General features: G+C 64.9%; 17 protein-coding genes. 8 read left to right on the top strand and 9 right to left on the bottom strand.

Annotated elements, in window-relative coordinates; translation table 11 throughout:
* Positions 1-32 precede the first annotated feature (32 nt).
* From J2X01_RS19790 to J2X01_RS19780, 3 genes are all read right to left on the bottom strand, one after another.
* Positions 33-761, bottom strand: coding sequence for an SDR family NAD(P)-dependent oxidoreductase (locus J2X01_RS19790; protein WP_310061531.1), 729 nt, complete (start codon positions 759-761; stop codon positions 33-35).
* Positions 761-1,807 (bottom strand): LLM class flavin-dependent oxidoreductase, encoded by a 1,047-nt coding sequence (locus J2X01_RS19785; RefSeq protein WP_310061528.1) that lies wholly within the window; start codon positions 1,805-1,807, stop codon positions 761-763. Before J2X01_RS19785 ends, J2X01_RS19790 begins: the two co-directional genes overlap by 1 nt.
* A gap of 81 nt (positions 1,808-1,888) precedes the next feature.
* Positions 1,889-3,145, bottom strand: coding sequence for an MFS transporter (locus tag J2X01_RS19780; protein WP_310061526.1), 1,257 nt, complete (start codon positions 3,143-3,145; stop codon positions 1,889-1,891).
* Positions 3,146-3,262: 117 nt separating this feature from the next.
* On the opposite strand from J2X01_RS19780, the gene J2X01_RS19775 reads away from it, so the two are divergent.
* Complete coding sequence (locus tag J2X01_RS19775; protein ID WP_310061523.1) at positions 3,263-4,147, top strand: LysR family transcriptional regulator; 885 nt, start codon at positions 3,263-3,265, stop codon at positions 4,145-4,147.
* A gap of 247 nt (positions 4,148-4,394) precedes the next feature.
* Complete coding sequence (locus J2X01_RS19770; RefSeq protein ID WP_310061520.1) at positions 4,395-4,991, top strand: recombinase family protein; 597 nt, start codon at positions 4,395-4,397, stop codon at positions 4,989-4,991.
* Between the two features lie 439 nt (positions 4,992-5,430).
* On the opposite strand, the gene J2X01_RS19765 is transcribed toward J2X01_RS19770, so the two are convergent.
* Positions 5,431-6,348 carry a LysR family transcriptional regulator gene (locus J2X01_RS19765; RefSeq protein WP_310061518.1) on the bottom strand — a complete coding sequence of 306 codons (918 nt, stop codon included), beginning with the start codon at positions 6,346-6,348 and terminating at the stop codon, positions 5,431-5,433.
* A 226-nt stretch (positions 6,349-6,574) separates the two neighbouring features.
* On the opposite strand from J2X01_RS19765, the gene J2X01_RS19760 reads away from it, so the two are divergent.
* Entirely contained in the window at positions 6,575-7,969 is a 1,395-nt protein-coding gene (locus J2X01_RS19760; protein ID WP_310061515.1) for a short-chain fatty acid transporter, read from the top strand.
* Positions 7,970-7,997: 28 nt separating this feature from the next.
* Positions 7,998-8,276, top strand: coding sequence for a muconolactone Delta-isomerase (catC, locus tag J2X01_RS19755; RefSeq protein ID WP_310061512.1), 279 nt, complete (start codon positions 7,998-8,000; stop codon positions 8,274-8,276).
* A gap of 14 nt (positions 8,277-8,290) precedes the next feature.
* On the opposite strand, the gene J2X01_RS19750 is transcribed toward catC, so the two are convergent.
* From J2X01_RS19750 to J2X01_RS19730, 5 genes are all read right to left on the bottom strand, one after another.
* On the bottom strand, positions 8,291-8,656 hold the full coding sequence (locus tag J2X01_RS19750) for a hypothetical protein (protein ID WP_310061509.1): 366 nt from the start codon (positions 8,654-8,656) through the stop codon (positions 8,291-8,293).
* Positions 8,657-9,370: 714 nt separating this feature from the next.
* A complete protein-coding gene (locus tag J2X01_RS19745; RefSeq protein WP_310061507.1) occupies positions 9,371-9,943 on the bottom strand; it encodes a recombinase family protein in 573 nt (190 codons plus the stop codon).
* A 209-nt stretch (positions 9,944-10,152) separates the two neighbouring features.
* On the bottom strand, positions 10,153-10,554 hold the full coding sequence (locus tag J2X01_RS19740) for a (R)-mandelonitrile lyase (RefSeq protein WP_310061504.1): 402 nt from the start codon (positions 10,552-10,554) through the stop codon (positions 10,153-10,155).
* Between the two features lie 86 nt (positions 10,555-10,640).
* Positions 10,641-11,672: a zinc-dependent alcohol dehydrogenase family protein gene (locus J2X01_RS19735; protein ID WP_310061501.1), complete on the bottom strand. Its 1,032-nt coding sequence runs from the start codon at positions 11,670-11,672 to the stop codon at positions 10,641-10,643.
* A gap of 36 nt (positions 11,673-11,708) precedes the next feature.
* Entirely contained in the window at positions 11,709-13,238 is a 1,530-nt protein-coding gene (locus J2X01_RS19730; RefSeq protein WP_310061499.1) for an MFS transporter, read from the bottom strand.
* Between the two features lie 93 nt (positions 13,239-13,331).
* On the opposite strand from J2X01_RS19730, the gene J2X01_RS19725 reads away from it, so the two are divergent.
* From J2X01_RS19725 to J2X01_RS19710, 4 genes are all read left to right on the top strand, one after another.
* Positions 13,332-14,213, top strand: a complete 882-nt coding sequence (locus tag J2X01_RS19725) for a helix-turn-helix transcriptional regulator (RefSeq protein WP_310061495.1) — start codon at positions 13,332-13,334, stop codon at positions 14,211-14,213.
* Positions 14,210-14,998: an SDR family oxidoreductase gene (locus J2X01_RS19720; RefSeq protein ID WP_310061492.1), complete on the top strand. Its 789-nt coding sequence runs from the start codon at positions 14,210-14,212 to the stop codon at positions 14,996-14,998. The genes J2X01_RS19725 and J2X01_RS19720 overlap by 4 nt, the downstream gene beginning before the upstream one ends.
* 154 nt (positions 14,999-15,152) lie before the next feature.
* Complete coding sequence (locus J2X01_RS19715; RefSeq protein WP_310061489.1) at positions 15,153-15,785, top strand: SDR family oxidoreductase; 633 nt, start codon at positions 15,153-15,155, stop codon at positions 15,783-15,785.
* Complete coding sequence (locus J2X01_RS19710) at positions 15,671-15,979, top strand: SDR family oxidoreductase (protein WP_310061486.1); 309 nt, start codon at positions 15,671-15,673, stop codon at positions 15,977-15,979. Before J2X01_RS19715 ends, J2X01_RS19710 begins: the two co-directional genes overlap by 115 nt.
* The last annotated feature ends 563 nt before the right edge of the window (positions 15,980-16,542 follow it).

Below are 16,542 nucleotides of genomic sequence, written 5' to 3'. Positions count from 1 at the left end.
GACTGCCGTACCGCTAGCTAGCCTCGGCGCGGTCAGAGTCCGCCGGCGACTCGGATTGTTGTGCCGGTGGCGTAGCCGGCGTCGTCGGAGAGTAGCCAGGCGACAGCACCCGCGATCTCGTGCGGCTTTCCCGCACGACCCATCGGGATCGCCGCTGCGACCTTTGCCGGGCGGTCGCGGTCCTGGTGAAAGTCGGTCCACACTGTCCCGGGAGCGACGGCATTCACCCGGATGTTCTTCCCTGCGAGCTCTTTGGAAAGGCCGATGGTGAGCGCTTCGACCGCGGCCTTCGCCGCGGCGTAGTGGGCGTAGGTGCCGGCGCCGCCGAGGGTCGCGGCGGCGGAGGAGATGTTGACGATGGAGCCGCCGCCGGTCTGGCTCATCGGGCCGATGGCGTACTTGCTGCAGGCGATTACACCCAGCAGGTTTACGTCGAGGTCCCGGCTGATGGCCTGCAGGCTGTTGCCCTCAAGCGGCCCGATTGCGTTTGCCGAGCCGGCGTTGTTCACTAGTCCGGTCAGGGTGCCGAAGGCCTGGGCCCGCTCGAAGAGCTCGATGACCGATTGTTCGTCGGTCGTGTCGGTCTGCAGGACGAGGGCGCGTTGCCCCATGCGTCGCACCTCAGCGGCCACTTGGTCGGCAGCATCGCTGTCGCGACGGTAGGTGATGACGACGTCGTGTCCTTCTGCCGCCAGCCGGCGGCTGATGGCGGCACCGATTCCACGGCTCCCCCCGGTGACCACAGTTAGGTGGACGGCCATTATGCTCCCTGCAGTGCAGGCGTCGAGGCGGCGGTCTCCCGTTTGACCACGGGGAGCACTTCGGTCATGAACAGTTCGAGAGATTCGTTGATCATGTTCAAGGGAAGGTTGCCCACATCGATCTGGCCCAGGAAGCGGTCGATCCCGAGCAGCTCCACGCGCTTGAGGATCTCCTCGGTAACTTGCTGCGGGCTGCCGACGGGAAGGCCGTTGTGGATCCAGTGGTCGTAGGCCTGGCGGGGGAACGCGCCGCCTCCGGTCATGCCCATCTGGCGGAAGTACTCGGCGTAGTAGGGGTAGAAGGAGTCGCGGGCGCCCTGTGAGGTCTTGCCGATGAACATGTGGCCGCTGGCGCCGAGGCGCAGTTTGGCGGGGTCGTGTCCGGCCTGCTCGGCCGCGCGGTGATAGAGCTCCACGCGCGGGACGAATTGCTCGGGCCCGGTGAAGAAGCCCATGATCATGGGCAGGCCGAGGGTGCCGGCGCGGATGGCGGACGCCGGAGTGCCGCCGATGGCTACCCAGACCGGCAGCTGTTCCTGCTTCGCGCGGGGGGTGATTGGTGCCTGGTTCAGCGGAGCGCGGTGCCGGCCGTGCCAGGTGACCACTTCCTGGTCGCGGATCTGCAGGAGCATTTTCAGTTTCTCGTCGAAGAGTTCGTCGTACTGGGCGAGGTCGTAACCGAAGAGCGGGAAGGATTCGGTGAAGGCGCCCCGGCCGGCGATGATTTCGGCGCGGCCGTGGGAGAGGTGGTCGAGCGTGGCGTACTGCTGGTAGACGCGCACGGGGTCTTGGCTGGAGAGGACGGTGACGCCGCTGGTCAGTCGGATGCGCTTTGTCACGGAGGCCATGGCGGCCAGGACCACTTCCGGGGCGGACAGGGTGAAGTCGGGGCGGTGGTGCTCGCCGAGGGCGATCACGTCCAGGCCGCCCTGGTCGGCCTTGCGGGCGAGCTCCACGAGCTGGTCCAGACGCGTGGCCACGTCCGTGGTCGCCTTGCCGTCCGGATGCTGGTTGAGCTCCCCGAAAGTGTAGATACCGAGTTCCATTGGATTGTCCTTGTCGTAGTGGTCTTCGTCGGTCAGGAAGGTGGCGCGGCCCGGGTTCGATGAACCGTGTGGGCTTGGGGATCAGGCGGTGGCGCGCCTGCGGCTTAGGCCGGCGACGCCGGCCAGGATGACGAGGAGGATGCCGGTGAGCCATGTCATGGCGGTGACGCTGGAGATGTACTGGGTGACCACTCCGAGGCCGAGCGCCGGGAGGCTGAGGCCTAGGTATGACATGAGGAAGAGTCCCGCGAGGGCTGCTCCGCGACTGGCGGGTGCGGCCTGGGAGGCCACGGTACCGACGGCAGACTTGAACAGGACGCCCGCGCCGATTCCGGTGACGATGCCGGCGATGAGGAAGACCGGCATGCTGGCAAGGTGCATGCCGACGGTGAGGGTGATCAATCCGATGGCTTGGGCAATCAGGCCGAGGGCCAGCTTAGCGCTCAGGGACATACGGCTGGTAAGGGTCTGGGCGACGGCAGCGGATCCGAAGACGGCGAACACCACGAGTCCCGCAACGGCTCGCGAGGGCTCGTTCAGCACTCCGCTGATGAACGCGGAGGCCACGGAGGTGAAGACCCCAAAGACGGCAAAGGAAGCGAAGCCTGCCGCGAGGGCTGCTACGTAGCGGCTGGGATCGCCGTGGTTGGCGCGGGGGAACTGGGGCCGGTAGGCCGGGCGCACCACGTTCCTTTCGACGGTCTCCGGTGCCAGTGCGACGGCGAGGATGCTCAGGAGCAGCAGGACCAGGAAGACGACATAGGGCGTGCGCAACGGCTCGTCCACGAACTGGGCCAGGATTCCGGCCACCAGCGGGCCGACGCCGAGTCCGCCGATGTTTGCGGCGGTGGAGACGATCTCGAAGCGCTGGCTCGAGGCCTGGGGGCGGTGGCGCCGGTGCAGGTCGTGCAGGTGCGCGGTCGCGGTAGCGGTGAGCATTCCCATGCCCAGGCCGCTGATGAAACGGGCGAGCAGCAGGATCTCCAGGGTCGGCGCGGCAATGAACAACACGGCTGCGATCACTTCAAGAACGAGGGACAGAATCAGGATCTTCTTGCGCCCAATCCAGTCCGAGATGTGCCCCGCGAGAATGAGGCTGATCATCACGCCCACGGCGTAGGCGGCGAAGATCACCGTGATCATGAAGGTGGAGAATCCGTCACGGGCCTGGTAGAGCGAGTACAGCGGAGCCGGGACGGCACAGAACGCCATGGAGGTGAGGAAGGCAAAGGCGATGAACCAGAACCCTGCGTGGTGGCGGGCGGGGCTCGGGGTGCGCCGCAACGGGGTCTCGGCTGCGCCGTCGGCGACGTCGCGGGTTGGGGTCAGGGTGGACATTGGTTTGCTCCTCGGAATACATGCAAAAGGGTCTACTTCTACATTCGACCAATCCAGCGATCAAGTCCAACGAACGATTTTGCTTGCACCAATCTCTGAATGAGATAAGTTAACGGGATGGAACTGCGTCATTTGGAGTATTTCGTGGCTGTTGCCGAGGAGTTGAACTTCACGGCCGCTGCAGGACGCCTGTACGTGGTCCAGTCGGCTGTTTCGGCAGGCATCAAGGCCCTGGAACGGGAACTGGAGGTCACACTGTTCGACCGTACTTCCCGTCGCGTCGATCTCAGCGAGGCCGGCGCTGCGTTCCTGCCTCACGCCTACGCCACGCTCGATGCTGCCCGGGGCGCCCGCGATGCACTCGCCCAGGTCCAGGGGGGCTTGCGCGGCATAGTGCGGGTCGGGACCATGACGTCGGTGGGCATCATCGACGTGCCCGAACTGCTCGGCGACTTCCATCGCCAACACCCCGGCGTCCTGCTGCAGCTCAGCGCAGCACCGTCCGGCTCCCAAGGCCTGGTGGATGCGGTCGCAGAGCGCAGGCTGGACCTGGCCTTCGTGTCCATTCCGGGCGAAAACCCGCCCCACATCACGCTAACCAGCCTTGGCCATGAGCCCATGGATCTCGTCCTGCCCGTTAGCCACCCGCTCGCCGAGGCCACCACCGTGGCAGTTGTCGACCTCGCAGATTATGACTTCATCGACTCACCCGTCGGATACGGCAACCGCGCCGTCTCCGACCGGGCGTTCGCCTCCACCGGGACCTCCCGCCGAGTCATTATCGAAGTCACCGACATCGCCACGGCCCCCGCCTACGTCCGCAACGGCCTCGGCCTCGCACTCCTGCCCCGTTTCGTCCTCCAGGATATTCACGACCTGGCCGTGCGGCCCGTGACCGGCGCGGACCTCGGCTGGCCGATGTCCCTTGCAACTCCTAGGAATCGCACGCTCAGCGCCGCCGCCGCAGCACTTGTAAAGCTCATCAAAGACAGCGTCAAATGAGTTTGTCGAGGCGAAAGCGAAGGCATTCAAAGTGGCCTCAGGCCAGTCCCGCAAGCGGCCGTTACTGAAACAAACATCTCCAATTACACGTCTTGGAAAACAACAGCTTTCCAAGACACTGACCCACGGCCGGATGAGCCGGACAAGCGGCTGAGAAAGCCGGACCCGCCGATGTCTTGCTAACTCGTCTCACCATAAATCGTCTCAGCGCCGGCATTCCGGGGGCTTTCCGAGTCAGACTGGCTTAGTGAGACAACTGGGTTATACACGCGTGAGTACTTCCAGCCAGGACGCCCAGCTTCAACTCGACGCCCTGGTCGCCGCCGGCGTGCAGAAGCGCGACGTCTTCGCCGATGTGACCTCGGGAAGCAAGACGGCAATCGAACGTCCCGGAATGAAAAAGCTCCTCGAGTACGCAGAGGAGGGCGACACCGTCGTTGTGTGGCGGGTCGACCGGCTGGGCCGGTCGCTGATCGACGTGCTCAACACAGTGACCCTGCTGCGCGACCGCGGCATCCACGTCCGATCCATCTCAGATGGCATCGACCCGGCGACCTCGACCGGGCGCATGATGCTGAACATGCTCGCCACCCTCGCCGAGTATGAGCGCGATCTGATCGTCGAGCGGGTCAACGCCGGCATCGCAGCCGCGAGGCAGAATGGCACACGCTTCGGCCGGCCGGTGTCCGACCCGAACGTCATCGCGGACAAGCTGGCGATCGCCCATGACGCCCGCGCGAAGGGACGCACCGCGGAAGACGCTGCCCGCCTCGTCGGCTGGAGCCGCGCAACGCTCTACCGCCACCAGCAAGCCCTCGCTGCACGCGAGAGCACCACAACATAGGTGCTCCTGAACGGCGGGTGACGGAGGCCTTCATTTCCAGCCTCACCCACGTAACGCCCGAGTTGGGCCCTCGGACCTCGCTGCGCTCGGGCTCTAGAAGCGCCTTTTTCCTGTTTTTTGCTGCTGTCCTGCGGATGGTACGTGCCCGCTCCACCGGCTCAACCGTCCTGCGGACGGCTGCGCACCGGATGCCTTGTGCCGGCGCTGCGCTTATTTCCTCCCACAACCCATCCGCTGCTTGCCTTTCGGGTTGCCCCGGCTCCGTTGGACACAGCTACGCGATGCTCCGCCAGCAGCCAAAAACAACAGGGGGAGAAGGGGAGTGGCCGGTCACCTGGAAGGAACACAACCATGAGCGAAAAGACGTTTAATACAAGTCCGTAAGGGGAACGCGCACTGGTCCCCGGCCCCACAACTGAATACGGAGCTGGCCCCAGCGTCAGTCCAGGATGCGCCCGGCCGGAGCGGGCGGCGTCGGCATGAGTTGCTCGAAGATGTCCAGCACCGCCTGGGTGGCGCTGCCCACGCCTTGGTCCCGCCACACAACGGCCACCGCGAGATGGACCGGCGGACCGGACAACTCACGGTAAACCAGGCCCGGAACGTTGATGTGCCGCACGGATGACAACGTCAGAGTGACGCCCACCCCCGCTGCCACCAGGCTGAGGACGGCATAAGAGTCGGGCGCCTCCTGCATCACCCGCGGCGAAAATCCCGCTTCCAGGGCGAGCCGGGTGGTGGCGTCCCGGAGGTTCGAGCCGATGGTTGCCGGGAAGGCTACGAAAGGCTCTTTGGCCAGGTCTTTGAGGGCCACCGCCTCCGAAAGCGCCAACGGATGGTCCTCCGGCAGGGCCACCTGGATCCGCTCATAGGCGAACACACGGGTCCGGACATCCTTGTCCCGCACCGGCAGGCGGCCGAACCCCATGTCGATGGCGCCGGAAGCCACTTCCACAGGAGCCAGTCCGCCGTACACCAGCGACTTCAGCTTCAGCTCGATGCCCGGCTCGGCAGCCCGGACGGCCTTGGCTAGCGGGGGCACCACGTCCCTGCTGCTGGCGCCCGCATATCCCACCACAACCCGCCCCACCACGGCCGAGCTGCCCAGCATGGCAGCGCGCTCAATAAGGCCGGCGCTCTCCAGCGTCTTGAGCACGGGCCCGAGCACCGCGTGTCCGGCGTCGGTCAGGCGGACCGCCCGGGAGGACCGTTCAAAGAGTACGACGCCGAGCTCCTGTTCCAGCCTGCGGATCCACACGCTGAGCTGAGGTTGGGCCACTGCCAGCCGTTCGGCGGCGCGGCCGAAGTGCAGTTCCTCGGCGAGGACGGCAAACGCACGAAGGTACTTCAGGTGCATATGGCCAGCCGATCATAAGTGTTTCGGTATCAATTCCTTAAGCAAAGCTTATTGGACAGCTATGGGTCGAATCCGGACGATTAAGTGTTCGCCAGGTAACTCCCGGCCGTGATGCGGCCCATGATGGCCGATCCGCTGCACACCTCGCTAGGCATCCCCGGGCCAACTTGCAGGCACCCTGTGACCCTGCCGAGCGCCAATTTCTGACAATTCAATGAGGAATATCATGACCAAAACTATGGACAGGACCGAGATCCCCAACGCCACGCGTGCCGTTGGCATGCAGAAGGTGACCGGCTTCTTCACCGAACTGATGCGCCGGTACCTGCCGGATCCGTTCGTATTCGCAATCATCCTGACCATCCTGACGGTAGTCCTCGCCATCACTATCGAGGGCCAGAGCTTCGACGACGTCACGGCGTCATGGGGCAACGGATTTTGGTCCCTCCTTGCCTTCACCAGCCAGATGGCCGTCATCCTGGCCATGGGCTACGTCCTGGCGAACGCACCCGTCATCGAGCGTTTGCTCAACGCGATCGTCGGCCACGTGGAAACGCCCCGCACGGCGGTCATCGTGGCAACGCTGGTAGGTGCCGTCGGCTCCTACCTCAACTGGGGATTCGGACTGGTCATCGGCGGAATCATCGCCAAGAAGCTCGCCCTGCACGTCAAGGGGGTCCACTACCCTCTCATCATCGCCGCTGCCTACAGCGGATTCACCATGTACGGCCTGGGGCTGTCAGCCACCATTCCCATGCTTATCTCGACCCCGGGTCACCCCATGCAGAAGCAGATGGGCCTGATCCCCCTGGCGGAAACCATCTTCTCGCTCCCCATGGTGATCACCGCCGTCGTAGTCCTGCTGACTTTGCCGCTGCTGAACGCCATGCTTCACCCCAAACCCGGCCAGCCAGTCACGGAAATCGACCGGACCCTGCACTTCCCTGAGCTCAGCAAAACCGTCGCGGTGGACGTGGACGTGGACGCGGACACCATCGCTTCCAAGCTCAACAACAGCCGGATCCTTGCCATGGCCATCGGCGCACTGGGGATGGCCTACGTGGTGGTGCATTTCGTCCGCGGTGGCGGTGTTGACCTAAACCTGATCAACTTCTTCATCCTGTTCCTCGGAATCCTGCTCCTGGGAACCCCGAACGCCTATCTGAAGCAACTCAATGAGGGAATCAGGACGATTTCCGGCATCATCCTGCAGTTCCCGTTCTACGCGGGCATCATGGCCATCATGGCCGGCTCGGGCCTGGTGGTAACCATCTCCGGCGTCTTCACCAGCATTTCCACGCCCGAGACCCTGCCGTTCTGGGGCCTGATCAGCTCATTCGTGATCAACTTCTTCGCACCGTCCGGCGGCGGCCACTGGGTGATCCAGGGTCCTTTTATGATCGATGCCGCTAACGCCATCGGCGCCTCCACAGCCCAGACCTCCATGTCCGTCATGCTGGGCAACGCCTGGAACGACCTGGTCCAGCCCTTCTGGATCCTGCCCGCCCTGGCGCTGTCCAAGCTCAAGCTCAAGGACATTATGGGTTACACCGTGATCATGATGTTTTGGGTAGGAATCATCTACGTAGCCGCCATCCTGCTCTGGGGCTACCTGGGCTAAGCCCACTTCCACAAGAAAAGAGAAACAGATGTTGTTCCTAGTACGCATGGACGTCAATCTTCCCGCAGATATGCCTGCGGAGGAGGCGGCCGCCATCAAGGCAGTCGAAAAGGCCTACTCGCAGGACTTGCAGCAGCAGGGAAAGTGGCGCCACATCTGGCGCGTTGTGGGCGAGTACTCCAACTACTCCGTATTCGACGCCGAAAGCAACGACGATCTGCACAACATGCTCTCGGGCCTGCCGCTGTTCCGGTACATGGACATCTCGGTCACGCCCCTGGCGAAGCACGCCTCAGACGTCAACTGACGCCGGACCTGAAGTCACGCCGTCGTGCTCTCCCCGAAACTCAGGGGGAGCACGCTGGCGTTGATGACGTTCCCGCCGTCGGTCATCACGTAGCCGTCCACCCGGCGGTCGCCTGATTCCCAACCGGTGCCGATTGGGTACGCGCGATGGAGGTTCAGCGTATATTTGTTGGCCGCTGGCGCCAGCTTTGCCCTCTGGCAGGCTTCCAATGCCTTGACGGCGAGGGTCTCCCGGCCAGAGTACAAATCGTTGCCAGGGTAGCGGAACACGGCCACCAACTGGGCGGAGTGGCCAGTGTCGCAGGCCGCCACTGTGGACCGCAGGGCGGCAGGATCGAAGTCTTTGAAGCAGTCACCCAGTCGATACTCGGCTGGCGCCACGCCTCCCCGTGGCGGCGCCAGCTGGGTGGGCGGCGGAGTGGGCGAGATCTCCACTACACCGGAACCTGGGTCCCCAGACGGAGGGGCCGGCGCGGCACCCAAGCCGGTTTGCGAGCCACACCAGAGCTACCACAACGCCAACCGGCGCCAGTGCGAAGGCAGCCAACAGCGACGCCGCCCGGTTACGCTTCCGGGGGAGGATCTGCCGAGGCCGGCGGGGCCGTCACCAGCGGCAAGCCAACTGTGGGCGGGGCGACAGGCTTGGGCGGAAGCGGACGCGCTTCGTGGTTGTCCATCCGGATACTCTCCTGGATTAGCCTCGTCCGTCCTCCACGGACGGCAGCAGGGCAACGTGCAGCACTCTTCCAGAAGCGCGGGCTTCCGGGCCTGCGGATTCCCGTAAGACCCGCCCGCAATACTGCCCGGTGGGCCCTATTCGCGACGGTCAAAAACGACCCTTTGTGCCTGTACTGACGGGGAAGGCCAGCACCCCTCTCATTGTCGTTTTCAGTATCCGTCTGCACAGTAGGCCGCGTGTTTCCGGGGTTGTGGAGACGAGTATGGATACCGATGTATCAGAACTCGCCTGCACGGAACCGCATTCCGCTCAACAGTCCCCTGCACAAACCGTAACTTTCAGACTGCACGATAGCTGCCACGGCTCTCGCCCCACGGACATGCCGGCATCGTGTTCCGGGCGAAATGCCGACAGGGTCATGGTTTCGCTAGATGCCGGTAGATGGTGGGCCGGGTGACGCCGAATTCCTGGGCAATATGCTCCACCGTGTGAGCCCGTTTCCCGTCCGGGCCCTTTTCTTCATACATTTCCCGGGCCAGCTTCACCTGGCGCGGGCCGAGCTTGGGTTTCTGCCCGCCGGTCCGCCCGCGTGCCCGGGCGGCGGCGAGCCCGTCACGGGTCCGTTCGGACATCAGTGCGTGTTCGAACTCGGCGATCGAGCCGATGATCTGGAAGAACATCCGCCCGGCGGGTGTGGACGTGTCGATGCCCTGGTCCAGGACCACCAGGTCCACGCCGCGATCCTGCAGTGTCTTGGACAGGTCGAGGAGGTTTTCCAGCGACCGCCCTAGCCGGTCCAGCTTGGTGACAACGAGTTGATCGCCGGACCGGTTGGCTGAGAGCAGCGCCTTGTCGAGTTCGGGCCTGCGGGCGAGTTTTCCCGATGCGGTGTCGAGGAACACCTGCTCGCAGCCGGCCGCGCGCAGGGCGTCGTGTTGGGCTTCGGGGTGCTGGTCGCGTGTCGAGACACGCCCGTATCCGATTCGCATGACCGAAATGTATCACCAACCCGGCTTGGCATTACATTGCCGCGTACACGGGAAGCGTTACAGAATGTGCCGCGTGGTTCCGTGGTTCCCAAAACCGGGTTGGAAGTGTCTCGCTAACGATCGTTTGCTGACGTTTGATTCCAAGTTGTTGACCACCACGTCGAGGTGAACGCGGACCTCGACGTGGTGGCTATAGATGACACCCGAGGTTAGTGTCCGTTGTACTCCTCGTCTGTTATGTGCTCACCCCAAGTGGTGGTCTTCGCCGGATCTTCACCGTTTTGGAGCATGGCGATGTGTTCCATGAAACAGCCCGGTGCGGCAGCGTGCCAGTGCTCCTCACCGGGAGGGGTGTAGAGCGTCTGGCCGGGCTGGACTTCGATGATGTTTCCGTCCCGGGTACCGAAGCGGCCTACGCCTTGGGTGACGCGTAGGTACTGGCCGTGCTGGTGGGAGTGCCAGGCTGTCCGCGCGCCGGGAGCGAAGCGGACCGTCGCGACCACCATTGTCTGGTCGGACTCGTGGGGCAGGGCGATCGGGTCCAGCCAGACGTCGCCGGCGAACTGGGCCGCCGGGTTCTTAGTGGTGGGCACGGTGGGTTCGATGTTCATGGTCGTCCTTACTTGTCGTCACCCATAGCGGGCATGATGACGCCGTTGTTCAGTGTGATGTCCATGCTTGTCCCAATTCCCAGGGGTTACAGGCGGACGAGGACTTTGAGCGCTTCGCGGTCGGCCATGGCCTTGTAGCCGGTTGGAACGTCGTCCAGGCCGATGGTGCGGTCGAAGACTTTGCCTGGTTCGATGGTGCCGTCGAGCACCAGGGGAAGCAGTTCATCGATGTAAGCGCGGGCTGGTGCAACGCCTCCGGTGAGGGTGATGTTGCGCATGAATTCGGCGAAGCCGAGGGGAACTTCGGAGAACTGGGGTGCACCGACGCGGCTGATGACGCCGCCGTCACGGACCACGCCGATGGCCATCTCGATGGCCGGCTTGAGGCCGACAGCTTCGAGCACGACGTGGGTTCCATCGCCATTGGTGAGTTCCCTGACCTTGGCGATGCCGTCTTCCCCGCGTTCGGCGACGACGTCGGTGGCACCGAACTCGCGGCCAAGGTCGGTGCGGGCCTCATGGCGACCCATGAGGATGATGCGCGAAGCACCCAAGAGCTTTGCAGAAAGAACGGCGGAGAGGCCGACTGCTCCATCACCAATCACGGTGACGCTCTGGCCGGGCTGGATGCCGGCCTTCTTGGCGGCGTGGTAGCCGGTGGACATAACATCGGAGAGGCTCAGCAGTGACGGGATTAGCTTCTCATCGAACCCGACGGGGACCACGACGAGGGTACCGGCTGCCTGCGGGACCCGGGCGAATTCGCCCTGACCGCCGTCGTCGTGGCCGCCCCAGTGCGCGCCGTGGCGGCAAGAAGTCTGCAGGCCTTCCTTGCAGAAGTCGCAGGTGCCGTCGGAGGCGACGAAGGGTGCGATGACAAAGTCACCGACCGACAGGCCGGTCACTTCGGAGCCTAGTTCCTCGACGATGCCGACGAATTCATGGCCCATGCGCGAGCCTTCAGCAGACTTCGGCCTGGAGGCGTAGGGCCACAGGTCGCTGCCGCAGATGCAGCCGGCGACGATGCGCACGATCGCATCGGTGGGCTCTTTGATGGTCGGGTTGGGGACGGTTTCAACGCGCACGTCTCCGGCGCCGTACATCAGTGTTGCTCGCATATTGGGATTCCTTACAAGTAGTAGGCCAGTTTCCAGTCAACACCGGTCACGGACCTCGTGGGAGTGCATATCAGTACCCCCATGAAGGGGTGGCGGGTCAGCGGGCAGGCTCGGGTTCCAGTGCGGGCACGGTCGTCCGGGATGTCCGGGCTCGCCGTGCGGCGAGGTCCGCGGGCAGGATGAGCACCGCTGCGGTGACCAGGGCCAGGAGCAGGAGGACGCTGCCGGCGGTGAGGGCGGCACTGACCTGTGCGGCCAGGTGCGCAGGGCGGGGCCGGCTGGGGCGGTTGCGGCGGCGGCCACCGCGACGGCGAGTCCCAGGCAGGTGCCGATCTGGTGGAAGGTGTTCAGCAGCCCGGAGGCCGCGCCGGCATCCGCGGCGGGAGCCCCGGCGATCCCGAATGACGTCAGCGGCGCGAACGCCAGGCCCTGGCCGGCGCCGATGAGGACCATGGGCAGGGCGACACCGGTGAGGTAGGAGGAGTCGATGCCGGCGCGGCTAAGCCAGACCATGCCGGCGAGGGTAAGCATGATCCCGGCCAGGAGCGGAACGGAGCCCGGCATCCGCCGTGAGATCCTCGGGTTGGCCATCGCGACGACGAAGTTGACCGCGGTCATGGGCAGGAACCCGACGCCTGCCTGAAGGGGATCGAAGCCGAGGGCTTCCTGCATGAACTGAGTGGTGAAGAAGAAGAACCCGATCATGGCGCCCAGGTCGAGGAAGCGCGCCAGGTAGGCGCCGGTGCGGCGGCGGCTGGCAAAGAGCCGCAGCGGCATGATGGGCTGCGCCGCCCTGCGTTCAATCAGCACAAACGCGATGAGGAGCACGACGCCGGCACTGACGGTTGAGATTGTCAGCGGCGAGTCCCAGCCCGCTTCCGCGGCGTTGAGGATGCCGAACACCAGGGCTCCGGCGCCCAAAGTGGCGGTGAGTGCCCCGGCCACGTCGAACCTGCCTGAGGCCCGGCCGGTTTCGGGGAGGAACTTCGGGGCCAGAACGATCATGGCGGCACCGATGGGCACGTTCACGAAGAACCCGGCCCGCCAGGAAATCCAATGCGCCAAGGCCCCGCCGATCACCAGCCCCAGGCTCGCGCCGATCCCTGCCGTTGCCCCATACAAGGCAACAGCGCGGGTCCGTTCACGCCCTTCGGGAAAGCTGGCCGTCAGCAGGGACAGGGACGCCGGCGCCACGATGGCGGCGCCGGTGCCCTGGACCGCGCGGCCGGCGATGGCCCACCCCGCCGACGGTGCCAGGCCGATCAGCAGCGACGCAATCGAGAACACCACCAACCCAAAGACGAAGACCCTGCGCCGGCCCAGCAGGTCACCTGCCCGGGCGCCGAGGAGCAGCAGGCCGCCGAAGACCAGGACGTAGGCGTCCTGCACCCAGGACAGCTCACCCGCGCTCAGGTGCAGGTCGGCCTGCAGGCTGGGCAGTGCGGTGAAAATGACGGAGTTGTCCAGCAGGATCATGAAATAGCTGGCCAGGATGATCGCCAGGATGGCTGCCGGGTGGGCTGTCGCTGCGGCGTGGGCAGTCGGTGCAGGTCTCATGCTTTCCATGCAACCGTGTTTCCTTGGGGGCCGGGAGTTCCTGTTCTTCCGGGTACTGCCAGTCCCTCCCTTGGTGTATCTGCCCGGCGTAGCGTGGAGGCCATGACGAACAGCGATGACGTGCGGAAGTTCCTAACTTCCCGGCGCGCCCGCCTCACACCGGACGAAGCCGGGCTGCCTGCGTATGGCGGCGACCGGCGCGTGAAGGGCCTGCGCCGGGAGGAGGTGGCCATGCTCGCCGGGATGAGCATCGATTACTACATCCGGCTGGAGCGGGGGAACCTGTTCGGCGCGTCTAACAGCGTCCTGGAAGCACTGGCTCGCGCCCTGCAGTTGGACGACGCCGAGACCGCCCACCTCTTCGACCTGGCCCGAGCGTCGACGGCTGCCCCGCGGGTGCGCCGCAAGCGGAGCCCGCAGACGGTGCGGCCCAGCGTCCAGCGGGTGATCGACGCGATCACCACCGCGCCGGCCTGGGTCCGCAACGACCGCGGCGACGTCCTTGCCTCCAACGAGCTGGGCCGGTCTCTCTACTTGGAAATGATGACCGACGACGTCACCCCGCCCAACAGCGCCCGGTTCACGTTCTTGAACCCGAAGGCGCGGGAGTTCTTCGCCGACTGGGAACGCGCCGCGGACGACATCGTCGCGGTGCTGCGCTCCACCGCCGGGAAGAACCCGTACGACAAAGACCTGTCCGACCTGATCGGGGAGCTCTCCACCCGGAGCGAGGAGTTCCGCACCCGCTGGGCCCGCCACGACGTAAAGTACCACCGCACCGGCCGCAAACGGCTCCACCACTCCATCGTGGGGGACCTGGACCTGACCTACGAAGCACTTGAGCTCCCCGCCGATCCCGGTTTGCGGATCAATGTTTACACGGCCGAGCCGGGGTCACCGTCCGAGGACGCGCTGAAGGTCCTAGCCAGCTGGGCCGCCACGCAGCATGAGATGACACAGACGCCTGTCAAGGAGAACAAATGAACCCCCGTCCCTCCACCGTCCTGGTCGCCGGGGCCACCGGCAGCATCGGACGCCACGCGGTGGCCGAGGCGCTGCGGCAGGGTTATGCCGTCCGGGCGCTGGTGCGTGACCGTGCCCGCGCCGCCCGGATTCTTCCCGACGGCGTGGAACTCGTCGTCGGCGACCTGACACGGCCCGAAACACTCGAACCAGCCACCGCCGGCGTTGACGCCATTGTCTTCACCCACGGCTCCACCACCAATGAACGCGACGTGCGGGACAACGACTACGCCGGGGTCGCGAATGTCCTCCGTGCACTGGGTGGCCGTCGGGTGCAGATTGCCCTCATGACCGCTGTCGGCACCACCCGGCCTGGCGTCGCCTACGCCCAATGGAAGCTGCGCAGCGAGCGGCTGGTCCGCGCCAGCGGCAACCCCTACACGATCGTCCTGCCGGGCTGGTTCGACTACAACCAGCACGACCAGCGGACGATCGTCATGCTCCAAGGCGACCGGCGGCAGTCCGGAACCCCCGCCGACGGCGTCATCGCCCGCGACCAGATCGCGCGTGTACTCATCGAGAGCCTTCACATCGATGCCGCCGACCACAAAACCTTCGAACTCGTCGCCGAGCACGGGCCCGAACAAACCGACCTCACCCCGGTCTTCGGTGCCTTGCTACCAGATTCCAGTGAATCTTTGGATGCCGTCGAAGACGCGGTCGATCTACCTGTCACCAGCGAACCCGAAACATTCCGTCATGACCTCGCTACGATTTCGGCTGGAAACCGCGGTGCTGGGGTCTAGCGTCCGCGTTCCTGACTTCGTGGACGTATGCCGGACCAAGCAGGAAACGCCCGAGGCCAGCCTGCTGCAGCCCGCACAGCTCAATCGCCACTAATTCCAAAGCTACGTATTTCCGCCTTCCGAACATCCACTACAGAGAACACAGGAGATCACCATGAGCGACGTCGTTGTTGTTGTCGGGGCAGGATCGATCGGCCAGGCCATCGCTCGACGCGTGAGCGCGGGCAAGCACGTGGTCCTGGCGGACCTGAACCAAGACAGCGCCGACGCGGCGGCCGAAGTGTTGAGTAACGCCGGTTTCGACGTCAGCACCACAACCGTCGACGTGTCCTCCCGCGACTCCATCCAAGCCCTGGTCAAGGAGGCCACCGCACGCGGTAACGTCACCGGGCTCATCCACGCCGCAGGCGTCTCACCCAGCCAGGCATCGCCGGCGACCATCCTTGCCGTGGACCTCTACGGAACAGCAGTACTACTCGAAGAATTCGGCAACGTCATCGCACCCGGCGGATCCGGCGTCGTCATCGCCTCACAATCAGGGCACCGCCTCGGCGCACTGACAGCCGAGCAAAACGCCGCCCTCGCCACAACCCCGGCCGATGAAATGCTGACCCTACCGATGCTCCAGCCCGACCAAGTTACGGATTCGCTCAACGCCTACCAACTCGCCAAATGCGGCAACTCCCTGCGCGTCATGGCCGAAGCCGTTCGATGGGGCAAACGCGGGGCCGCATCAACACGATCAGTCCCGGCATCATTTTCACGCCCCTCGCGAAAGATGAGCTGACCGGACCACGCGGCGAAGGATACCGTCGCATGATCGAACTCTCTCCGGCGGGACGCGGCGGCACACCCGACGAAGTGGGCACGGTGGCAGCTCTCCTGATGGGCCCCGACGGCACATTCATCACCGGAAGCGACTTCCTCATGGACGGCGGCGTCACCGCCTCCTACTTTTACGGCGAACTCGCTCCCCAATAGACAACGACGCCCGGTGACGACGGCCGCCGCCCACAGGACCAGTATCGGCAAACGGGTGCTGTCGCGGCCATTCAGCGCTGCGGAAAAGATGCCATCTACCGCTGCGATTCACAGATGTGCGCGCTCATGGGTGCAACTGTAGCGGTTGAGCGACCTAAGCGGGACAGTTTTGCGGGCGGGGTATACGCGAACCTGCGAGCCCAGTGTCTATATGGGATTTTTGGCAGCGCGAAATTGTGAAAGGGGTGTCGCGGTGGGGGACCGGCTAACGGGCGGCACCTGCCGGTCACTATGGTGGTTGCTGCGCTGGCCACCCCCAGGACGGCCGGCGGTGCCTAGTCAGGTGAGTGGCACGCCCTGCCGCCGTACAACCCGGCACTATCGGTTCCTTTGGTAGCCCCAATCCAGGGCTGCGTGCAGGTTGGGGACGCTGAACCCGGGGTGGCGGGCCGCGAGCTCGTCAAGGTGGCCACGCGGAAAACGGGCGTGGGCTACTGGTGAAGCCCGGTCATCGCGCCGGGATCCTCGCGACCGGCATCCCGGTGCAGGTCCAGGTCGAGAGC

The organism is Arthrobacter ginsengisoli (assembly GCF_031456935.1).
GTDB lineage: Bacteria > Actinomycetota > Actinomycetes > Actinomycetales > Micrococcaceae > Arthrobacter > Arthrobacter ginsengisoli.
Note: the sequence above shows the minus strand (reverse complement) of the source record. Positions and strands in the feature narration are given on the sequence as shown.